This window comes from Dictyobacter kobayashii, from assembly GCF_003967555.1.
Lineage (GTDB): Bacteria > Chloroflexota > Ktedonobacteria > Ktedonobacterales > Ktedonobacteraceae > Dictyobacter > Dictyobacter kobayashii.
This window is the reverse complement of sequence record NZ_BIFS01000002.1, coordinates 1,691,049-1,712,571: the sequence shown is the minus strand read 5'-3', so window position 1 is coordinate 1,712,571 and position 21,523 is coordinate 1,691,049. Positions and strand designations below refer to the sequence as shown.

19 protein-coding genes are annotated in these 21,523 nt (G+C 49.3%); 6 read left to right on the top strand and 13 right to left on the bottom strand.

The features are described from left to right. Nucleotides 1–406 precede the first annotated feature (406 nt). Both nth and EL645_RS33925 read right to left on the bottom strand, forming a co-directional pair. Entirely contained in the window at nt 407–1,084 is a 678-nt protein-coding gene (nth, locus tag EL645_RS33930; RefSeq protein ID WP_246035664.1) for an endonuclease III, read from the bottom strand. Between the two features lie 174 nt (nt 1,085–1,258). Continuing rightward, a complete protein-coding gene (locus EL645_RS33925) occupies nt 1,259–2,146 on the bottom strand; it encodes an NAD(P)-dependent oxidoreductase (protein WP_126556876.1) in 888 nt (295 codons plus the stop codon). 207 nt (nt 2,147–2,353) lie between these two features. Here EL645_RS33925 and rfbB point away from each other — a divergent pair, with 207 nt between their 5' ends. Then, nucleotides 2,354–3,388, top strand: a complete 1,035-nt coding sequence (gene rfbB, locus EL645_RS33920) for a dTDP-glucose 4,6-dehydratase (RefSeq protein WP_126556875.1) — start codon at nt 2,354–2,356, stop codon at nt 3,386–3,388. On the opposite strand, the gene EL645_RS33915 is transcribed toward rfbB, so the two are convergent. The 8 genes from EL645_RS33915 to EL645_RS33880 all read right to left on the bottom strand — a co-directional run bounded on the left by EL645_RS33915 (nt 3,351) and on the right by EL645_RS33880 (nt 11,231). Then, nucleotides 3,351–4,415 (bottom strand): GHMP family kinase ATP-binding protein, encoded by a 1,065-nt coding sequence (locus EL645_RS33915; RefSeq protein WP_161977916.1) that lies wholly within the window; start codon nt 4,413–4,415, stop codon nt 3,351–3,353. The genes rfbB and EL645_RS33915 overlap by 38 nt on opposite strands. Next, the gene (gene gmhB, locus EL645_RS33910) at nt 4,402–4,962 is read right to left on the bottom strand and encodes a D-glycero-beta-D-manno-heptose 1,7-bisphosphate 7-phosphatase (protein WP_126556873.1); all 561 of its coding nucleotides are present in this window, start codon (nt 4,960–4,962) and stop codon (nt 4,402–4,404) included. The genes EL645_RS33915 and gmhB overlap by 14 nt, the downstream gene beginning before the upstream one ends. 38 nt (nt 4,963–5,000) lie before the next feature. Next, the gene (locus EL645_RS33905; RefSeq protein ID WP_126556872.1) at nt 5,001–5,618 is read right to left on the bottom strand and encodes a D-sedoheptulose-7-phosphate isomerase; all 618 of its coding nucleotides are present in this window, start codon (nt 5,616–5,618) and stop codon (nt 5,001–5,003) included. Nucleotides 5,619–5,665: 47 nt separating this feature from the next. Next, nucleotides 5,666–6,625, bottom strand: coding sequence for a GDP-mannose 4,6-dehydratase (locus EL645_RS33900; protein ID WP_126556871.1), 960 nt, complete (start codon nt 6,623–6,625; stop codon nt 5,666–5,668). 56 nt (nt 6,626–6,681) lie between these two features. Continuing rightward, nucleotides 6,682–7,695, bottom strand: coding sequence for a GDP-mannose 4,6-dehydratase (gene gmd / locus EL645_RS33895; RefSeq protein ID WP_126556870.1), 1,014 nt, complete (start codon nt 7,693–7,695; stop codon nt 6,682–6,684). A 257-nt stretch (nt 7,696–7,952) separates the two neighbouring features. Then, nucleotides 7,953–8,651 carry a sugar transferase gene (locus EL645_RS33890; protein ID WP_126556869.1) on the bottom strand — a complete coding sequence of 233 codons (699 nt, stop codon included), beginning with the start codon at nt 8,649–8,651 and terminating at the stop codon, nt 7,953–7,955. 39 nt (nt 8,652–8,690) lie between these two features. Further along, nucleotides 8,691–9,899, bottom strand: a complete 1,209-nt coding sequence (locus EL645_RS33885; RefSeq protein ID WP_126556868.1) for a glycosyltransferase family 4 protein — start codon at nt 9,897–9,899, stop codon at nt 8,691–8,693. Nucleotides 9,900–9,971: 72 nt separating this feature from the next. After that, on the bottom strand, nt 9,972–11,231 hold the full coding sequence (locus tag EL645_RS33880) for a glycosyltransferase (protein ID WP_161977915.1): 1,260 nt from the start codon (nt 11,229–11,231) through the stop codon (nt 9,972–9,974). A 321-nt stretch (nt 11,232–11,552) separates the two neighbouring features. On the opposite strand from EL645_RS33880, the gene EL645_RS33875 reads away from it, so the two are divergent. From EL645_RS33875 to EL645_RS33860, 4 genes are read left to right on the top strand one after another with little or no spacing between them, the layout of a single operon-like run. Further along, nucleotides 11,553–13,379: a P-loop NTPase gene (locus tag EL645_RS33875; RefSeq protein WP_126556866.1), complete on the top strand. Its 1,827-nt coding sequence runs from the start codon at nt 11,553–11,555 to the stop codon at nt 13,377–13,379. 4 nt (nt 13,380–13,383) lie between these two features. After that, entirely contained in the window at nt 13,384–14,871 is a 1,488-nt protein-coding gene (locus EL645_RS33870; RefSeq protein ID WP_126556865.1) for an O-antigen ligase family protein, read from the top strand. Continuing rightward, complete coding sequence (locus EL645_RS33865) at nt 14,855–16,003, top strand: glycosyltransferase family 4 protein (RefSeq protein ID WP_161977914.1); 1,149 nt, start codon at nt 14,855–14,857, stop codon at nt 16,001–16,003. The genes EL645_RS33870 and EL645_RS33865 overlap by 17 nt, the downstream gene beginning before the upstream one ends. Then, nucleotides 16,000–17,106 carry a beta-galactosidase gene (locus tag EL645_RS33860; protein WP_126556863.1) on the top strand — a complete coding sequence of 369 codons (1,107 nt, stop codon included), beginning with the start codon at nt 16,000–16,002 and terminating at the stop codon, nt 17,104–17,106. Before EL645_RS33865 ends, EL645_RS33860 begins: the two co-directional genes overlap by 4 nt. A 44-nt stretch (nt 17,107–17,150) precedes the next feature. On the opposite strand, the gene EL645_RS33855 is transcribed toward EL645_RS33860, so the two are convergent. Further along, complete coding sequence (locus tag EL645_RS33855; protein WP_126556862.1) at nt 17,151–19,046, bottom strand: flippase; 1,896 nt, start codon at nt 19,044–19,046, stop codon at nt 17,151–17,153. Between the two features lie 196 nt (nt 19,047–19,242). Continuing rightward, nucleotides 19,243–19,425, bottom strand: coding sequence for a hypothetical protein (locus EL645_RS33850; protein WP_126556861.1), 183 nt, complete (start codon nt 19,423–19,425; stop codon nt 19,243–19,245). A 96-nt stretch (nt 19,426–19,521) separates the two neighbouring features. Here EL645_RS33850 and EL645_RS33845 point away from each other — a divergent pair, with 96 nt between their 5' ends. Next, nucleotides 19,522–20,469 (top strand): glycosyltransferase family 2 protein, encoded by a 948-nt coding sequence (locus EL645_RS33845; RefSeq protein ID WP_126556860.1) that lies wholly within the window; start codon nt 19,522–19,524, stop codon nt 20,467–20,469. Here the strand turns inward: EL645_RS33845 and EL645_RS33840 are convergent. Then, entirely contained in the window at nt 20,432–21,364 is a 933-nt protein-coding gene (locus EL645_RS33840) for a heme-dependent oxidative N-demethylase family protein (RefSeq protein WP_126556859.1), read from the bottom strand. The two genes, EL645_RS33845 and EL645_RS33840, sit on opposite strands and share 38 nt — an antisense overlap. Nucleotides 21,365–21,523: the final 159 nt, after the last annotated feature.

Sequence of the window (21,523 nt, the reverse complement as noted above, 5' to 3'; positions counted from 1 at the left end):
CCCTATCCGGCCAGGATAATGCCGTGGACCTCTCCCTTTTCCCCAAACCAGGAGCAATATCATAATTCTTTCTATGAAATATTGACTTTAACAACACTATAAAACAAACCATTCAACCTGTAAATCATATTTTTTGCGTACACTTTTTTAGTTCAGGCCATATAATGACATATAAAGATACAGCATGGAATAAAAAGACAGAAAATTCAGGGCTCAGAAAGCTCAAAGAGAGAGCCGAAAACACACAAATAGCTATGGTTTGTCTTTAAATTGAAGTATTTGAGATCTTTACGTAAACAGATACAGCTATACATATGAGGTCATAAAAAAGATAAGAGCTAAAGCCCATACCAGATCTTCTTTATGTAGCATCTGGTATGAGCTGAATGGTAGCCGCCTGTAAACGTTAGCGGTTGGTAGCTGAGGGGCAAGAAACAGCCAGTGTACATTGGGCACAACGTGGTGAGCGAGCCACGCAAACAGCGCGTCCATGATAAATAATACGGTGGGCCAGGCCGAGCCATTCTTGCTGTGGAATGAGGCGCATCAACTCACGCTCCGCTTTGACAGCATCACTTTGTTGGGTCCAGCCGAAACGCTTGACCAGGCGCCCGACATGAGTATCAACAATAAAGCCTTCCGTAACCCCAAAAGCACTGCCCAGGATAACATTAGCGGTTTTCCGTCCCACACCAGGAATTTTGACCAGTTCAGCCAGCGTTCGTGGTACTTCCCCATTGAGGTTGGTTATGAGGTACTGGCAAGCAGCACGGATCTGTTTGGCTTTTTGACGATAAAAACCCGTTGGTCGCACGTCCTGTTCCAGTTCTTCCTGACTGACGGCGACATAATCTTCAGCGCGCCGATACTTTTGGAAAAGATCTTTGGTAACTGCGTTGACCCGTTCGTCTGTACACTGGGCCGCTAACAGGGTAGCGACCAATAAGTCGAGGGGAGTCGAGAAATCGAGATCATAGCGAGCATGTGGGTAAAGTGACTTCAGTTCATCTAGCACAATCTGAATGGGCAAAGCTCCTTCTGGTAAGGCAAAAGTAACCGTGTCCTGAGACTTATCTTCCATCATAACCCCTTTATTACAAGTTGTTTTAGCAGAGTCTATCTTAACTATTCTCATTCACATAAGGATTTATGGCAAAATAATAGGACCAACGGTCTTTATGGCCAGTACACCGGGCATATAAACATAAAACAATAGTGAGCAACCCCACCTATGAGCGGGTTGCTCCATAGTTTTTACTTACTCGATACCAGCATCATCTAAAACACCGCGACTCAGTTCTGACCAATCGCGATCACTGCGCCCCCTGGCGATGCCAGAAAGCAACCGATTGGATAAATGGCTGGCGAGCGGCATGGGGGAGACCACTTCTTTGGCGGAATCCAATACCAGATTGATATCTTTCAAGGCCAGCTGCATCGTAAAACCAACTGGTTCGAAGTTTTTTTCGGCAATCCTCTTGCCATAGCTTTTATAGGCGGGACATGCAAAGAGGGTCTGGGTGAAAAGCTCATACATTTTGGTGCGCTCAACCCCATTCTTTTCCCCCAGCGTAAATGCTTCGCCCATCGCTTCCATAGCTGAGGCCAGTAAGAAGTTCCCACTGATCTTAACAACATTGGCGTTGGCAGCTTCCTCGCCAAAATCAAAGATGCCCTGTCCCAGTGCATCCAATATCGGGCGCACGCGTTTTTTGGCCTCAGGATGGCCAGCTTCCGCGATCCAGAGCTGGCGCGCGGCCGCAGCCTCAGGGCGACCAAAGACAGGGGCGGCTACATAATGACAGCCTTGCTGCTCATGTAGCTTTTGCATTTTACGCGCCAGATCAGGCGATACCGTACTCATCGAGATGTGTATCCCACCTGGACTCAAATGGGTCAATATTCCATCTATGCCCAATGTTACAGCCTCTAATGCCTCATCGTTCGCGAGCATGGTGATCACAATACCTCCATGCTCGACTACATCACTTGGACGCACACCGCGTTTGGCGCCAGCATCAACCAGAGTCTGAGTTTTGCTCAAATCACGGTTATAGACACGCATGTTATAACCAGCCTTCAGCAAATTAATAGCCATGGGGCTGCCCATATTACCCAGGCCAATAAAACCAATTGTTTCAGTCATATTTTTATACACTCCTTCCTACTCTATATCACGTTATGATAGATACTATAGAGATACTTAAAGTGGTCTTTTTTAGTCAAAAAGGACAGGTATAGTTATTGCTATTTATCTGATCGACTATTGAAGAGATATTCAAAGTAATCATAAGATATGATATATATCTTGATTTTTTTTCTGTGTGGCAGACAGATTGTGTTAGGAGCATCAATGCGTATTCTTGTTACCGGAGGAGCCGGTTTTATTGGTAGTAATTTTGTGCGCCATATATTAACTGCTTATCCAGATGATGGGGTTGTGGTATTAGACAAATTGACCTATGCTGGAAATGTCGCTAATCTTCCACCCATTGCTGCAACTCCTCATCTGTCATTTATACAGGGCGATATCTGTGATGCAGAAGTCGTCGAACATGCATTGACAGGCTGCGACGCTATCGTGCACTTTGCCGCAGAAACCCATGTTGATCGCTCGCTCTTAAATGCTCAAGACTTTATCGCTACCAATGTACAGGGTACCTATACGCTCCTGGAGGCGGCGCGTAAAAAAGATATCCAGCACTTTCTCTATATCTCGACCGATGAAGTTTATGGTAACGCCTGCTCGCCAGAGGGGGTAAGCCGTCCTTCACTGGAGACAGATACTTTGCGGCCACTATCGCCTTATGCAGCCAGTAAAGCCGGGGCTGATATGCTCGCCTTCTCGTATTGGGCTAGCTATGGACTGCCCGTCACAATCACACGCTGTAGCAACAATTATGGACCGTATCAATATCCAGAAAAACAATTGCCCCTCTTCATCATGAATGCGCTTGAGGGCCGTCCACTGCCCATTTATGGTGATGGGCAACATTCGCGCGACTGGATTCATGTTTGTGATCATGTGGAGGCGCTGGCGTTCATCCTGCATCAACCCGCAATCCGGGTAGCCGGTGAGATATTCAATATTGGTGCACAGGAAGAACGCTCTACCCTACAAAATGCGCTGACAGTGCTGAAAATCCTGGAAAAATCTGATGAGCAGATTAGCTTTGTACAGGATCGTCTGGGACATGTGCGACGACATGCGGTGGATACGACCCGGATCAGACTGCAGTTGGGCTGGCAGTCCCATATCTCTTTCACGGAAGGCATCAGGCAGACTATCAATTGGTATCAAGAAAACACCGCCTGGATCGAAAGCATCAAAGAGAAACGCAACGATTTTCTTAATACAGCCTTGAACCTTGGGGTTCAGCGCCAGTAGCATAGGTAAGATGCCGAAAATCGGTGACATTGAGGAGTACCGTTGCTCCTTGATGGTCAAAATGGAAATTCATTCTCTTCAAACCGCGCTCTTCCAGCATCATGGTTACAATGTTCTGGGCCTCTTCGGGGCAATAGAGCAAGAGGAAACCGCCGCCACCGGCACCAGTAATCTTTCCACCCAACACCCCATGCTGGCGCGCCAGCGTATAGCACTCATCGATAAATGGTGAGGAGAGATTAGGGGCCAGGCGACGCTTTTCCTGCCAGGAATAATCAAGCACCTGCCCAAAGCCATCCAGGTCGCCACTGGTCAGACAATGCTCCACCTCGGTGACAACCCCTTTGATATTATGCAGGGCCTGTAGCACATGCTCATTTTGTTCTTCGGTAGATTTCCGCTGGTGCTTCAAGATAGAAGTAGACTCTCGTGAACTGCCAGTAAAAAAGAGCAGCAGGCGTTGTTCCAGGGTCTTTTGTGTGGATAAAGCAAGCCGTACAGGTTCGACAGTGACACCCGCGCTGGTAAAAGTCATTTTATTCAAGCCACCGAAAGCCGCCGCATATTGATCCTGCTTGCCAATAGGCATGCCCATTTTATCGATCTCAATAGCCGAGGCAATCTCGGCAATCTGCTGCCTGCCCATCGGCTGATCAGTCAAAGTAGCAAATGCTCGTACCAGAGCTACCGCCGCCGCACTTGAAGAGCCCAGACCAGTCCCTGGAGGCACCTCACTGGCGATAAACAGATTAAGGCCAGCACGAATGCCGAAATGATGCAGTACCGCCCTCGGCAATGCCAGATCCCCATCCCAGACCAGATCGGTATAGGGGGTATGCCGGAAAAGTGAACGGTAATCCGCTGAGATTAGCTGGAGGTCTTCGCCCTCTTCAGCGGTCACAACAACATAAAAGTATTTATTAATGGCGGTGCTGATAACGGCGCCCCCGTATCTGGCATAATAGGCCTCCAGGTCAGTTCCACCACCACCAAAGCTGATACGCATCGGCGCTCTAGCAATTAACACATATTCCTCCCTGCATAATAATTTTCGCAGCCGCGCTGAGATCTTCAACCACCAAAAAAGGGGTAGTAATAACATCAGCCGCCAGCCGCAACTGCTCTTTGCCACGGCCGGTCAACACCAGGATGGGAGTTACACCCGCCGCCAGCGCGGCCTGGATATCAGTAAGTCCATCGCCCACAAAAACGGCGCCTTGCAGGTCCAGTTGCAATTCCTGACTGGCCCTCAGCAACAATCCTGGCCCTGGTTTGCGACAGGTACACCCTGCCTGCTTGCTATGAGGGCAATAATAAACACCTGCCACGCGTCCCCCGGCCTGCACAATGGCGCAAAGCATACGTCTATGTATAGCTTCAACTAATTCGATGGTTAGAGATCCAGTGGCGATGCCTGCTTGATTGGTACAGATAACTACCTGATGACCAGCAGACGTAAGAAGGGCGATCGCCTCACAAGCTCCGGGGAGAAAATGAAACTCATGCCAGCTTTTGACATAATCCATTCTATTTTCATTGATAACACCATCGCGATCCAGAAAGACTACCGTCATAATAAGTGTTCTCCGTCTCCTCAATCAAATATAGAAAGCTAACGCGAGTATAAATGTGTTTTAGGGGTTGTAGCCACCGCTCTGGCCCGGGCGGACTCGCCTGTCAGTATAAAAGAGCGCATATGGCGCGTCATCATATGGGTCAGGATCATATGAGCATCTTCCTCCTGCTCGATATTCTGGCCTGGCGCTAAGATATAGGCATCGACCAGTTCTTTTAACTTGCCGCCCCGGGCTCCTAGCAATGCGACGGTCGTAGCCCCGGCGTGATGAGCATAGCAGATCGCGTTAATGACATTTTTAGAGTTGCCACTGGTGCTAATACCCATAACGACATCGCCGTCTTCCAACAGGCTGACCAGTTGCTCGGAAAAAATATCCTCGTAAGCCGTATCGTTGCTCCAGGCTGTAATCAACGGCACATGATCGGTCAAAGAGATAGCCTTGAGTCTGGGAGAATTGGGGAAGATAGTGTTTTTGGCCAGATCGAGCGCGAAATGCGAGGCGGTAGCTGCGCTCCCCCCATTGCCCATGATCAGGATGCGCTTATTGCGCCGATAGGCCTGCTCCAGGATAACAAAGATGCGTTCCAATTGTTCATGTGAGATCGCCTGCAACATGTCAGAAACTTCTGTGAAATAATTTGTAATGGTCATCCCTTTATATATCTTTCTATTTTGTTCGGGGCGCTCCTTGTTAGCTCTTAGACAATGGAACGCCAGTAGTCAAGTGTTTGTTTGAGTGCCTGCTGAAAATCCAACTCTGGTTGCCAGTTGGTATGGGTTTGAATTTGTGAGATGTCAGCCATGGTGATTGGTTGATCTAGCGGTCGCAGGCGATTGGGATCTTCGCGGATACGAATAGGGCAGTTTGCGTGCTGCAACAATATATTTAGTATGTCTCCAATTGAGTGGGCGATCCCCGAACCAACATTATAGGCTTCTCCTAACTGACCCTGTTCCGCGACAGCCAGGTAAGCTTTGACCACGTCTTCAACCGGCAAGAAGTCACGCCTGGCTCGCAGATTGCCAACGGTCAGGATCGGTTCAACTTTGCCAGCTTCGATCAAAGCGATCTGCCGTGCCAGGCTGGCCACCACAAATACAGGTAGCTGACGAGGGCCAAAATGATTAAAGGGCCGTACCCGCAAAGTAGGCAACCGATAAGCGGCAAAATACTGATATGCGTAAAAATCCTGCGCCGCTTTGGCGACGGCATAAGGATTGATTGGTCGAAATGGTTGATCTTCTTTGATCGGATTAGCTTCGAGCGGCACACTGCCATACTGCTCACTTGAACCAACGACAACGATACGCGCCATGATGCCAGCCAGACGCACAGCCTCAAACATATGTACCGCCCCCTCAGCATTGACCTGGAGTGTGCCAACCGGATCAGACCAGGAAGAGGCAACCGATGATTGTGCAGCCAGGTGAAAAATCAGGTCTGGCTGCACGCTGTCAATGACATGTTGCATGCTTTTTAACGATAAAATGTCTCCAACTATAGAGTGAATGCCGGCCAACTCAGGTACCTGGCGCGCGGCACGGCGATACAGGCCATAAATTCTAGCGTCCGGATAACAGCGCAGGCACTCTTGAGCGAGATAGCCTCCCACAAAACCGGAAATACCGGTGATAAGGATGCAAGCTGGCTTGGTCATCGTTCAAATACTCTCTTTCCGTTACTGGAAGGTTTTTCAGGGTATCTTGAATCGATCTAGCAGGGTTGGGCGGTAAGTAGATAGCTCGCGTTTTTTATGATGGCCTCCGCCTGGGTCAGTTGACGAATATCATGCTCTACCATGCTGCGAACAATATCTTCAAAAGATGTCACCGAGGCCCAACCAAGTTTCTCATGGGCTTTGCTAGCGTCCCCTAGTAACTGATCCACCTCAGCGGGCCGGAATAGCTGCGGCTCAATCTCCACATAAGGTGACCAATCATCGATGCCAATGTAATCAAAGGCGGCATCCACAAACTCGCGCACACTATGCGATACTCCGGTAGCAATCACATAATCATCAGGCTCTTCCTGCTGTAGCATCAACCACATCGCCTGGACATAATCCCCGGCAAAACCCCAATCTCGCTTTGCTTCCAGATTTCCCAGCTTCAGTTTGTCCTGTAAACCCAGGTGAATGCGCGCCACCGCATGCGAGATCTTGCGCGTGACAAATTCCAGTCCCCGGCGCGGAGATTCATGGTTAAACAAAATTCCTGAGCAGGCAAACAGGTCATAGCTCTCGCGAAAGTTGACGGTCATCCAATGAGCATATAGCTTGGCGACCCCATAAGGGCTGCGGGGATAAAAAGGTGTGTGCTCGTTCTGGGGTATGGTCTGGGCCTTACCAAACATTTCAGAGGTTGAGGCCTGATAGAAACGCACCGGCCGATCCACAAAGCGAACGGCCTCTAACATGCGGGCAGCACTGAGCGCGGTATATTCGCCGGTGGCGACTGGTTGTAAAAATGAGGTCCCCACAAATGACATCGCTGCCAGATTGTAGATTTCATCGGCACGTGAATGACGAACGGCATGAATCAAGGATGCCTGGTCCAACAAATCGGCATCAATAAACTCGATATCATTCAGCAAATGGCTAATGCGCTCACTATTAAAAGTACTGGCCCGGCGAACAATACCATAGACGCGATAGCCTTTTTGCAATAAAAGCTCGGCTAAATAGCTCCCATCCTGACCTGTAATGCCCGTAATTAGTGCATTTGGCATAGAAAATCCTCTCAATGTTTAGAATGTTTCTTATCCTCATGATCTCCGCGATCTTCACGCCTGAGTTTGAGCGCCTTTGGCGCTCAAGAAGTCCTCTTATGTGGTGTAGAAAGTGCGCTGTGCGCACTTTCTACACCACATAAGAAAAAATGCTCGGGCGCGTCAGCGCACGTCCGCATAAGGGCGGCACGCTCCCCATGATGATGGGAGTAAGACTCATTCTTACTGGTAATGTGCATCTTTGCCACTGTCATCCTTCAGGCCCCAGTATGTACGATTATGACTTTGCATGTTTTGAGCAGAATGGATAGATCAAGTAGCAGAGAACGGGTATCGATATACTGCATGTCCAGGGCGATGCGTTCCTCATATGAGGAGTGCTGCCGGCCACACACCTGCCAGAGACCTGTAATTCCAGGCCTGACCGAGAGCCGCTTATGGGCATACTCCCGATAGCGAGCCAGCTCGCTTGGATGAATGATGCGTGGCCCCACCAGTGACATTTGCCCTAGCAGGACATTGACTAATTGAGGCAATTCATCCAGGCTAGATTTGCGTAAAAAATGCCCGACCGCGGTCACCCTGGGATCAAGTGTCAGCTTCATGTTTTTCTGATACAGTTGCAGCAGATCGGGATGACGCTGTAAATAGTCATCCGCATCCAGGATCATGGTACGAAACTTGAGGGCGAAAAAATGCTTGCCATCGCGACCGACAATCTCACGAAAATGCAAAACAGGCCCTCCATCGTGCATTTTAATGCGCAAGGCAATCAATAAAAAGAGGGGGGACAGCAGCAAAAGGCCCACTAAGGCAGCGGTACAATCTATGCCGCGCTTCACCATATCAAAAAATGGCGAAGGAACATAAATAATGTCAGGGCTCATCCCATAAAGATATGGAACTGATGCCGGAGTCTGCGCCTCTACAATAATGTGTTTCTCTGTCTGATTCATTCTGTCCTCAATAATTAAAAATTTGTAGTAAAAGAGTTTTCAATGAGAAAGGGGCTGAGGCTCAACAAATAGCCGAGCATCGTTGCGCTGTAGCATCATCAGTGATATGGCCTCCCTTGCCGCCTTCCCCCACACATCCCAGTTCAGGCGCTCTTCAAAAGCCGCGCGACTCTGCTGGATCATATGCTGGTAAAGTTTTTCGTCGCGATAGACATGCGCAATCATCGCCGCATATTCTTTACCTCGCGCAGAGTAAGGGAGTGTGAAACCATTTTCACCATTGCTCACTACTTCTGGCACACCGCCAGTGTGGGTCGTCATAACGGGTAAGCCAAAAGCGTTGGCCTCACAGAGAGCAATGCCAAAACATTCATTCCTGGTTGGTAGGAGCAAAAAGGTCGAATTAAGATATAAAGCTTCTAAGCGCTTAAATTGCTCGGGATCATTCTTATCTAAAAATGGTATGATCGTGAGCCGTGGATGCTTGATCCAACGTGGAGGGATACAGCCACAGGTCGTTAATGAGGCCTCGATGCCTAGCTTTTCCAACTCACAAAGGGTCTCAAAGGCGATATCGCCGCCTTTACGTTCCCAATTGACCCCGACAAATAGTAATTCGCAGCGACGCCCTTTGCGCCGGGCCAGCGCCAGCTCTCTAGCCGGAATATGTTCTAGATTTGCTCCAAATGGTATCACCCTCACCTTTTGCGGCTCCGCCTCATAATATTCAATGGCTGCTTTAGCCGCCCAATAAGTGGCATACAATATCAGGTCCGCATTACGAATGCCGCGTGCCTGAATATCATTGACCTGGCTGGCCGAACATTCTAATAAAGCGGAAAAGTGTTGGTGATAGCCGCGTAACAGTGGAAAATTTGCATCTTCAACCAGGACAATCGGAAGAGTTGTCTTTAAAAATGCAATTTCCGTTGCGCCACTCAATGACACAATGATGTCAAAAGGTCTGGCGGCCAGGCGTTCAGAAGCCAGGCTAGCATAGCGTTTCGATACCGCGCGCGAGTGGCGAAATAAAAAGTTCTTCCCCAGGAGGAAACGGGAGGCGACGTGGGTCATACGCCCAAACAACATCTCGTTGGCGGCATTCATTGGACCAATATAAGTGATGTCGCCACAATATTTCTGCAAAGCCTGCGCAATCGAATAGAAGGTGCCGGACCAGGAACGGCGATCCTGAGCATCTAGCGCTGTTAGTAACGCGATCTTAAGTCGCTTTGTATCATCGCTCACTGATCAATTCTCCTTGATTGCGTCTATCGTGTTGGTGGGTATAACTACCCATTCGTTAATCCTTCGTGGTGCCTACAATTGGTCGGATGCGACCGGGTCAGGCACTGTGATCATCTCTTTTTGAGCTTCCCCAGAGATGGCACGCTGATAAATATGCACTAACTGTTGTGTCACATCAGACCAGCGGTGCCGCTGCTCCACATATTGGCGCGCCTGTTGACTTATCTTTTCCCGCAACGCGGCATCACGCATCAGGTGCAATGCCGCCGTGGCAAATTCTTGAGCTGATGTGGCGCTAAACATATCATGTCCCGGTCGAGCACTTAAGGCTTGCGCGGAGTGGGCTGAAATCACGGCCGGAGTGCCCAGAGCCATCGTCTCCAGGACTTTATTCTGGATACCAACGCTGTACACCATTGGGCTGAGCATAATATGCGCACGCTTGATATATGGGCGGATATCATCTACATAACCAGTAATCTCTACCCGCTGGTCCAGGCGTAGGCGCTGAATTGATTGGGGAGGGTGACTGCCAACAATCGTTAAGGTAGCGGCAGGCTCGACACGCCAGATTAAAGGCATGATTTTATGATAAAGATATTGCGCAGCGGCCACATTGGCGTGGTAGCTCATCTTACCCGAAAATACAATATTATAGGGCCGATAACGCTGGTCGCTCGGCGCAAAATAATCCAGATCCACTCCACACGGAACGACCGTGATACGTTCTGGGTTGGGCTCCTCTTTTAAGCGCGCGGATCGGGCAAGCGCAAAAAGTGACTGCCGATCACTTTCTGAGGTCGTTACAATATGCGCGATCTTCTGCTGAAGCTGGCGCTCATAACGCTTTGTGCGCTTATACTCTAGCAGCGCCACGGTGCGCAGTGCCAGGCTGGGACCGGAGCGAGCTGTCTGCCTCCATAGCTCACTGATACAATCCACGGCATCCCATACCAATGGATGATCCTGGACCAGTGCGTCCATAGATGCAATTCCACGTAGATGCTCAACATGGATGATGTCAAAGTGCTTGCGCGCGCATAAAAGTTGCGCCTGGTGTAAAAAACATCCTGAGCGGGCATATGCTACCTGTAGAGGGGTCGAACTTGCCAGCGCCAATCCACTACGCGCTAGCGCATAGCTACGCGGCTCGGATACTACTATCACCTCAAACCCTTGCTGTTGCAGAGCCAGGCAATCACGCCATTCTTGCGCATTCGAGCTCTGGGTCAAAATAGTTACTTCGTGTTCCCGACACAGTTGCTGCACAAAACCATAAGCACGCACGCGTATGCGGGACGGGGGATAAGGAGTGATAAAAAGAATTTTCATGTGGCTGATTTTTCCCCTTCTAACAACATCTCCCTGATACCTACAGCACCACATTATAGTGCCAGCTATGTATGCGGCAAGTTGTTAATTTGTTGTATTGCAGTTAATTATTGTATTTTATGGTTAAATTTTATCAAAAGAATTAATACATATAAGATTATCAAAATATAATTTTTTCTACTTGGAGAGAAATAGGATTGATGGTTAGCGAGTTACTATAATTTTGTGGAAACGTTGTATGTTGTGTTCGTGGGTAATTTTGGCGTCTCAAAGATAACAAAAGTTGCGAAGAGGCGATGGAGGTGGAAAGGTGGAAGCGGAATGTCTATTGGAACAAGCATAGGCCATTATGGGGCACTGTTGCGCCGCTGGCTCTGGTTACTGGTATTGGCGGTGGTATGCTGTACGGCAGTAACATATATCCTCAATGTTATAGCACATCCAATTTATGAAACCTCTGCACTAATACAGGTTCATGATACAAGCACGAATAACGGCAGTATTTTTGTTGATCAGGCTCTCGCTCAAAGTGATGCGCTACTGATTACGCGCCCCGATGTATTACAAGCTGCTGCGAACAGGCTGCATGAGGTGTCAGCACAACAGCTGGCTGACCAGGTAAGTGACTCGCCCCTGGATAATACACCGATTATTCAAGTACGCGTTACAGATAAAGATCCTGTTCGGGCAAGTTTGATTGCTAATACCATAGTTGATGTCTTTATCCAGGCCCAAAATAATCTTGCACTACAGCAAGTGAAAAATGTCTCTATCCGGCTGGCAAAAAATGTAAGGGATGCAAAAAAAACGGTTGATAATGATCAACAGCAACTTTCGATCCTGCAAGCATCCCAGGCAACCGCAGAAAGTATTTCTCACCAGAACGATGTTATTAACGGCGATCAGATTACTTATAATTCTTTGCTGACCAATTATACCCAGCTTCAACAGCAATTATTACAAATCCCTACCGGTCTGAAAGTGGTTCAATCAGCTAATGTTCCCAGTTCACCCAGCAGTCCCCACACCTTGCTCAATACAGTAGTCGCTGGCGCTCTAAGCCTGGTGCTCTCCCTGGTATTTATCTTACTACTCGATTGGAGCAATACCACGATTAAAACGGCGGAAGACGTAGAACAACTGGCCGAGCTGCCAGCCCTGGGCAGTGTTCCCTATATCAGAATGGCTGAGCAGAAGATGCGCAATGAGCTTCCAATTATAAATAATGATGTGATTGAACAAGCATTTGGCACCATCAGTACCAATTTGATTATGAAATGCGCCGAAAAGCATACCGTGTTGGTAACAAGCATACAAGCCAGGGCAGGTAATTCAACTACGGCGGTTAATCTAGCGATCACACTGGCCCACACCGGGCTACGCGTCATGTTGATCGATGGCAACCTGCAACGCGGCTCCCTGCACCGCATCTTTAAACATCCCAATATCTATGGGCTTACTACTGTGATGACCGAGAACATGCTCTTTCAAGAAGGACCCAATAATAAAATACAATCCTGGTTGCATCAGCATCAAACCTCGATCCCTAATCTCTGGTTTTTACCAACCGGCCCGCTGCCAGCGGTTAAGGGAAATATCCTGCGCGCACCCATTTTATCCTTGCTCATCAATTGTCTGGTTCAACCTACACAGGATCTAGAAGGACAGGCCAGTAGTTTGATCGATATTATTATCATTGATGCGGCTCCTCTAACCGAGGATTCTAACACGACGACCCTGGCTTCATGTGCTGACGCGGCTTTGCTGATTGTTGAGGCTGGCAGGGAACAGGCACGACAACTACAAAAATGGGCGCATATGCTGCGGCGGCTCCATGCCCCACTGCAAGGGGTTATCGTCAATCGGCGGCGGCCACAGCATATGCCTTACATCTATGTTTCGCCGCAAAAATACAAGCATGACTGGCTTGAACAGGACGAACATGGCGACAGGAAAAAACGGTATGTGACCGCTCCCTGGGCCAGGATCGCCATTAATAATCAGCGTCTGCTCCTTTCCGAGAGACCCATCACATCTAACCGCCATAAATCCCAGCCACAAATCCTACTGGATCCTCCAGCCCGTGACATGGGACAGCTATTACCCGCTACATACTCTACCCAGCAGCCAGGTCAATATAAAGGGTAGGGGAATGGAACGCAGTAGACAGGTTTCAATGCTAAGACAATCATCAGGATATGGGGCCAGTGCGATCAAAGCACTGGTCTCCACACCAATAACCAGGCAATATGTACTGCTGGGCGCTTGCTTTGTAGGCTTGCTTGTATTTATAGCGGTAAGTTGCTCTATACTGGCCTCTCCCCTACTTGCGGGCCTGGGTCTGGCCGCAATCGCCATTGTCGGCTTAGCGGTAAAGCGACCTGGAGTGGCAATCTTCCTGGTCTTTTTGAGCGAGGGCTTGCCCTCCTTGCAGTTGCCCACCCCGGGCCATACTCTTCGACTAAGCGAGTTAACCCTCTTACTTTGTCTGAGTATAATCTTATTGCTGCGTCCAGGCATTAGATTGCAATTTCCCCATGTAATAGCCCTGCTCTTTTTTAGCATCGCTTTGATCTCATTTATACATGTTCCTGAATTCAGTACTAACGCCACCGTCTTCGGGGCCAACAAGAGAGTTTACGATCTGGCAATTATCCTGCTGGCCTTCTTTTGCGGTACCTTCCTGTATCCCATGATCACCGATCTATCAGCTTTTTTTAAGCTGGCCCTGTTGAGCAATCTACCCATCTATCTGATCTGCCTGGGCCAGGCCCTGGGTACCCATTTGCCAACATTTATCGTGCCTGACCAGGACCCGGCTACGACAGGAGATAAAGGACGCCTGGTTGGACCATTTGACGGTGCCGCGACACTGGGTATCTATATGACGGGACTCTTTGCGCTCTCACTGGCTTGCTGGCTCCATGCTAAACGACCACATGAGCGCTTGCTAGGTGCGCTGATGACGTTTGCCACACTGGCCGTCGTTGTGGGTTCAGGGACTCGTAGCGCGCTGATGGCACTGGGAGCAATGCTTTGTATAGCTTTGCTACTGACACGCCGCTATAAACTCTTCTGGAGCTTTGCAATTGTGGTGATCGGCAGCCTGCTAGCATTCCCTGGAACGATAATCGCCCATTTTACCCATGCCTCAACTTCAACCACCAACCGTGTCTTTTTATGGCACGAGGCCTTTAAACTTATCCAGGCTCATCCAATCATTGGTATCGGGCTGGAACAATTTCACTATTACTATCAACGCCTGACCATCAGTCAGGCTACTCAACTCAACTCCCATGGTATCAGCGTACATAACCAATATCTGGAATGGGCACTAGAGGGTGGACTTCCCTGGCTTATGACAGGCCTGCTCTTTTTATTAAGTCTGCTGATAATTTGTGGCCAGGCCTACCGCAAAGCGCCGCAAAACTTTCGCATACCGCTCCTGGCAACCATACTATTGGTCTGTGCGACATTGATCACCGGTTGCCTGGATGTGCCTTTTGATAATGTTGAAACTGCCACCTTTCTCTGCCTGATAGCAGGCCTGGCGCTAGGTTGCGTAGGACAAATGAGCCGCTGGCGTCCTGAACGTCGGATAGAGGAAGTTAAGGAGAATGTTAATGCGGATAGCAATTGATTTAATCACAGCCGAATATGAGCCGGGAGGTATGCTGCTCGCTACGCGCGCCCTGCTCCATGGCCTGGCGCGTGTAGATCAACACAACGAATATATTATTGTGACAGGACGACCCGAAGCATATTGGGCCCTGGCACAGTTCCCAAATATCCAACTTCACCCTGCCGCCCTACCCTCACGGCGTGGCATCCTGATCCAGCATCAAGTACTCGGGCCGCATATTCTCCAACAAGTAAAACCGGACCTCTTACATACGCCTGCTTTTGCAGCCCCTCTTGGCTGGCAGGGCCCCCTGGTTACCACCATTCATGATCTGGCCTTCTTAAAAGTGCCAGAGCAATCGTCCTGGTATCCACGCCTCTACCACAAATATCTATTGCGCTCTGGCGTGCGTAAGTCGCAGCGCATCATCGCCATCTCAGAACAAACATATAACGAGCTAACCACCTGCTGGTCAATTCCTAGCGAGCGCATTCGCCTGATCCATCATGCGCTCCGTCCAGAGGTCAGCGAATGCCATATTTCAGAGGAAGCGATTAAGCAGATGCGCCAGCGCTACGGGCAACGCTATCTCTTGCATGTAGGGCGTATCATGCCACGCAAGAATGTAGAGCGACTGCTAGAGGCCTTCGATCTACTGGCTGGCCGCTTCGCAGATCTCCACCTGGTCTTAACAGGTGGACTCGGCTATGGTAGTGAGGCCGCGGTACAGCTTATCGAGCATTCACCATATCGAGAGCGCATACACCAGGCTGGTTGGGTCGAGGATGATGCCATGGGAGCGCTCTATGCCGGGGCCAGTGCCCTGGTTTTCCCCTCCAAACATGAAGGTCAGGGCATGCCCACGCTGGAAGCGATGGCATGTGGGACTCCAGTAGTCGCTAGCTATGAAGCCGCCAGCGTGGAGATCGCGGGCGATGCGGTTCTGCGCGCCAATTGTGCCAGCGCCCAGCCACTGGCGGACGCGATCCAGCATATTCTCACCAATGAAGAGCTACGTCGCCGCTTGATTCAACAAGGGAAACAGCAGGCGCAGGCCTTCCACCACGCAACCTGCGCAAAAAAAACATTAGCAGTCTATCATGAGGCAATAGATAGTTATCGACAGACAGCGACAAGGACTGGTGTATGAATAAAAAGTCAATTTCGTCCTTTCGTCGCCCGGCCAAGGTGCTGAAGATCCTGATGGTAACATTGGTGCTTAGCGTGCTGATAAGCATTTTTTTGCTTTATTATTTCCAACCTGGCACCCACAAATTATCGATCTCCGATCGGGATCGGCCCTATGGTATGACGGTATACAATACCTTACGCCAGCAGACCGTTAAGGATTTACAACAGCTCAACATCAATTGGGTACGCTATCAGCAAAACTGGAGCTCGATCGAGCCACAACCAGGTCACTACAACTGGCAACAGTTAGACAATGCGGTCGCGCTGGCAAACACCAGTCATATACATATGAGCTTCCCGCTACAGACAGCTCCTAGATGGGCGTTACGCCAGACCTGTGCCAGCCGACTCCTCTTCCCCGGCGCAACCGAGATGGCGGCCTATGGACGTGCGGTAGCCCAACGTTACAACGGGAAAAATGGCCATGGCTATATTGAGAGCTATGAAATAGGCAATGAAGAATTCGATAGCCTGTGGACAGGAAACTGGAATGAATCGATCAGTTGCCGCCAACCATACTTCTATGGTCCAATCCTGAAGGCAACCTATAGCGCCGTCAAGGCGGCTTCTCCAGGGGCCCTGGTAGGCATGGCCGCTATCTGGTGGGTCAATACGCCGCATATCCAGGATTATATGCAATGGCTCTACCAGCATGATCTTGGCTCATCCTTTGACTTCGCCAATTTTCACTACTATGTCTGTGCCAATGATCCTGCTAGCACTGCAGGTGAACGGCCCTCCTTCGATAAAGAGTGGCAGCTTATCCACTATGTCATGAGTCAGTATGGCGATGGGCAGAAACCTATCTGGGCTACTGAGATCGGCTGGAATACCAGTGGCGTTGCCCAGGACGTCCACTGTATCATCTCACCCCAGACTCAGGCCAATTACCTGCTTAAAACGGCGCAAATGGCGATGGCTTCGCATATCATCCGCCATATTTTCTGGTACACCATCGATCAGGGCAATGACGGCATGAGCCTGACCCAGCCAACTGGTAATTTACCCGGCTACAAAACACTGCAAGACTTCATCCATCATAATCCCACCTGGTCCCCTTGATTATGCTTGCAGCAATACAAAACTGAAGGAGCAGGCAATAAATACTAGCAAACTTTATGTCTGCTACGCGTAAACTTACGGCGAAAAGCATCCAACACAATAGCATCCTCAGGACCAATTTTGAAGAGGTAGAGGCAGCCAGCATAGCAAAGTATGAAGAGAGGAATCAGTAACAGCCGGACAGGTAGAACAGCATCAGCTAAAAGGAAGAGTAGCCCTCCTACCAGCAACGTACTGAACAGGCCGGCTCCCATAGGCTTCAAGATATGCCAGTTATAGGGATAAAACTTGAGCAAGCTACGAATCTGTATATAGCGCAGAATATTGATAATTGCCAGCGTCACCGTGGTCCCAATAGCGGTCCCCATAGCTCCAAAGTGAGGGATCAGTAACAGGCCAAGAAGGATATTCAAACTCACCGAGATCAGGGAATTTATAAACGAAATACGCTGGTGGCCAGTCATCAACAATACATAGCCCACACTGCCTGTAGAGGCGTTGATCATGCTCCCTATGGCAGACACCACCAGCAGGGGCCAGGCCGCGAAAAAACTCTTGCCTGATAATTGTAATAGAGGTTGTGAGAAAAGGGTCGCAATACAAAAAATAGGCAGACTGAGCATAATGATCCATTTGTTGACCACCTGATACATGGTCTCTAATTTCTGCGCTTCACCCTGACTATGCAGTTCAGCAATTGTAGGAGCAAACATTGTATTTAATGAAAACAAAGGCATGGCGATAAAATCGCTAATTTTTATCGCGGCATTATATTGTCCGATCTGCGTATCAGACACCACCAGAACTACTAATAAGAGTGTATCGATTGATTCAAGCACAACTTCGGTAATCGAGGTCAAAAAATTAAACACGGCAAAACTGAGCCATTCTTGAACATCATACTGCAGACGTCCGCGTTTAGGCCTCATTACAGCACGATATAGGAAGTAGGCGCAGGCCAGGGTGCCAGCCACCATACTCAAAATAGTTGCCAGGGCAATCGTATACAGACTGGGTGCCAGCCAGAAAAAAAGCATGGCAAGCAGTAAAAGAACACATGGCACTACCAGACGTTCAGCAATGACGCGCCATTTAAATAACTTTAAGCCCTGGAGAGATCCCAACCATACGGCCTGCAGGCAGAAGAGAAATACCAGCGGGGACATCAAACGCAGCAACGGAGCCAGTGCGGGTTCATGCTTGGAGACCGCGAACACAGTCGAAAATAGCAAGATGCAACATGAGCCTGTAAGCCCCATAATCGCGGCTATCATCGTACAGAAACGGAGAAGTCCCTGCAATGAACGTATCTGCTGCCGGCTCTGATAGATTGCCGTGTAGCGGATCACTGTGTCGCTCAAGCCCAGATTGCAGAGTGAGGCGACCAGTTGTACCATCGCCAGGCAGATTGAATAGAGGCCGTAGAGGGTTGCTCCGAAGCCCACTTGTAATAAATAGTTACTCCCAAACTTAAGGATGCTACCAACAATATTGCCAATTCCAATGATAGCCGCCCCGCTGGCCGCGCCTGAAATCTCCGAATGCATCACCGGTGCCACATTACCTTGCTGACCGGCAATGCCTTTCAGCACAATCATTGGTAAGGTTGCCCTCTCTGCTAGCGCTAAAGCAGTATCTTGAGCATCAGCAGTTGAAATATGAGTACAGGAGGATTGTACTTCAGGCATCGATGGAAACTTGAGCGTCCGCATATTCGAGAGGACCAGGGCATAGTCAGGCGACTTTTCTTGCGGGATAACAGGAAGAATTAAGGTATCCATATCAAAGATAGAGAAAGACTTCTGGTGAGCGGCCAGAGAGGAATGCGCAGCCGTTGCCAGTTTGGCAGGAACATTTTCCAGGCTACCCTGCTCTTTTGCATTGCTATCATTTTGCTTCGGCTGCCCTGAATGAGATTGTGACGAAAACAACTCTTTCATGCAGCACACCTCCCACCCGGCACCAATTCACACATCAACCCGCTCAAACAACCTCCGTCTCCACCACATCCCTCATAAGAAAGCAACGCACACAGGGCATTAGTTTAAATTATACCACCACGCCCTGAATCATATCATACCTATAGCACTTCTTTGCTACTACAATCAGTGCTATCATCCTAATTTCTTTTCATGATCATGCCAGATTATCAACCGTTTTTTTACTGTTCGTCCAGAGATCACGAGCAAGCGATACGATGGACCTTCTTTCAGGTGTGTGGTGGGCGGCCGCAGCCGTCCACCACATACTCCACACTCCCAACCCGGCGCCGCAGGCGCCAAAGAGAAACATCAAAAAGCTCCGGATCATCAATCCCATATTTGGCCCGCTTTATATAATTTATATGATATACGAGTAATGAAATAAGCCGTGCAGCATATTCGGCGCAATAAAGTTGGAAGAGGTGAATATCTGATGGAGGCGGCTTCTGTAAGTGTTATCATCCCTTATAGTCGGGCAGAGCTGATTGAAACAGTGCTAGAAAAGCTCAACCAGCAGACATATCCGCACGAGTTGATTGAAATTATTGTGGTTGGGCAACCCTCTAGAGCTCTGGAACAGCAATGGTCCACCCATATTGTTAATGCCGTGACAGATATGTATCCCGGTCAGAAACGCAATCAGGGGGCTCGTATGGCACGGGGCGACTATTTGCTCTTTCTGGATGATGATTGTGAGCCAGAGCCAGACTGGATAGAGCAGAATGTGCGCGAGCTGCAAAATCCTCAGATCGGGGCGGTTGGAGGACAGATAGCCGGTAAATCCGATGCTTTTTTTGCGCGTTGCCTGGATTTTAGTAGTTTTGCTTTCTGTCAGAATAGCCAAAGAAGCGAAATGCAGCTTTGTTCAGCCAGTCTGGGCGTCCGGAGCCAGGTCTATGCAGCCGTGCAAGGCTTTAATGAGACGTTGCGCGTCTGTGAAGATATCGATTTTTGCTATCGCTTAATCAAGCTGGGCTATCGCACGGTATACCAGCCAGCCATTAAAGTGAAACACAATCACCGCCGCAATAGTTTCAAGATCTTGATGCGTTATAGCTATTTCTTTGGACGTGAATCTGGCTTATATATCAAGTTGTTACATCCAGGTATGAACAGGCGCAACCAGGTGCTGACACTGGTACGACATCCCCTGGCCTATGCCTTGCTATTAGTTCCAATCGCACTCAGCATTACCATCCTCATCATCCGCACCAATATTTCTGAGTATCCCCGCGTTCTACTCTATGCACCCTTTATTTTTCTAGCCAAACTGGCCTTCCACATCGGCGTCCTACAATGGCTGCTGCAAGGACCACGCCAACCGTTACAGCCGGTAAATCCGCCTAATCAGACTGCGTATGGCACGTATGAAGGTAAGTAAGAAGCGGCTCAACAAAAGGTGTGAGTCCCTTATAAGCCAGCATCTCGGCTGGTGTGGTAGCTAATACCCTGGCCATCCTATGGGCTGCCATTGGATCTGCGGCAACCTCAGCAATGGGAGTTTGATAGGTATGAACAGTAAAGAGGATGCCACCGGTGCGGGGTAGCCGTGTCAGGGTCTGGCGCTCAACCCGTAAAAAGCACTGCTCTCCAATTGTGGTCGGCGTCAATCCTGCATAGGATTGCTGCACCTCATGGGTAGCGCGTGGAGTGATATCGAGCCGGGCCGTACTGCGGAAGGCCCAGTTCAGCCGCCAGACGGAGCGGCCAGCTTTCAAGCGCTGCAAAAGCAGGTGTGAAGAACGTCCAATCTGTTCAGCAAACAGGGGCACGGGATCGTGGATCGCCAGAAAGGATTGCCCTAGCTTTTCATCCAGGCACCACGAATTGGGAAAACACAATAGCCCGGCCACTAAAGGGAAGCCAGCCGTCGCACTCCCATCCAGGAGCAACAGATCTTCCTGCACCTGGCGGCCCAGCCACTCTAATGGCGCCTGCGGCAAGCTCCCACCATTCCCTGGATGAAATTCCTGATATTCATCCAACAAATGATTGTGCCAATGCCAGCCATCCTGCTCTATCCTCAATGTAAACCATTGCGGATAGCTGTCAGCCATATGCGGTAACAGCAACTCCAATACTTCCCATTGCAGCTCCTCAGTGCGAGGTAGCGCTTGCGCATAGTAGACAGGATCGTCAGCCAGAAGCTGATGCTTTAAAGCCATCTCTGCTTGATAATGGTCGGTATCAATCTCAATCAAACAGCCAGCACCAAGCGCCTGTACACCCATGGCCATCGTAAAATGCTCATGATCAAAAGGAAAATAAGAGAGCAACCTGTTCACTCCTCTCTATCTCTATCTGGCCGATCCTGATTATATGATCTTCACTTTTAAAAGTGGTATAAACAAAGCTCAACTCACTCGCCTGCGGCGAGAGGAGAGGGGAAAGATTTGGTGGGGAACACCCCACACCCCGGCAGGATGGGCTCGCCG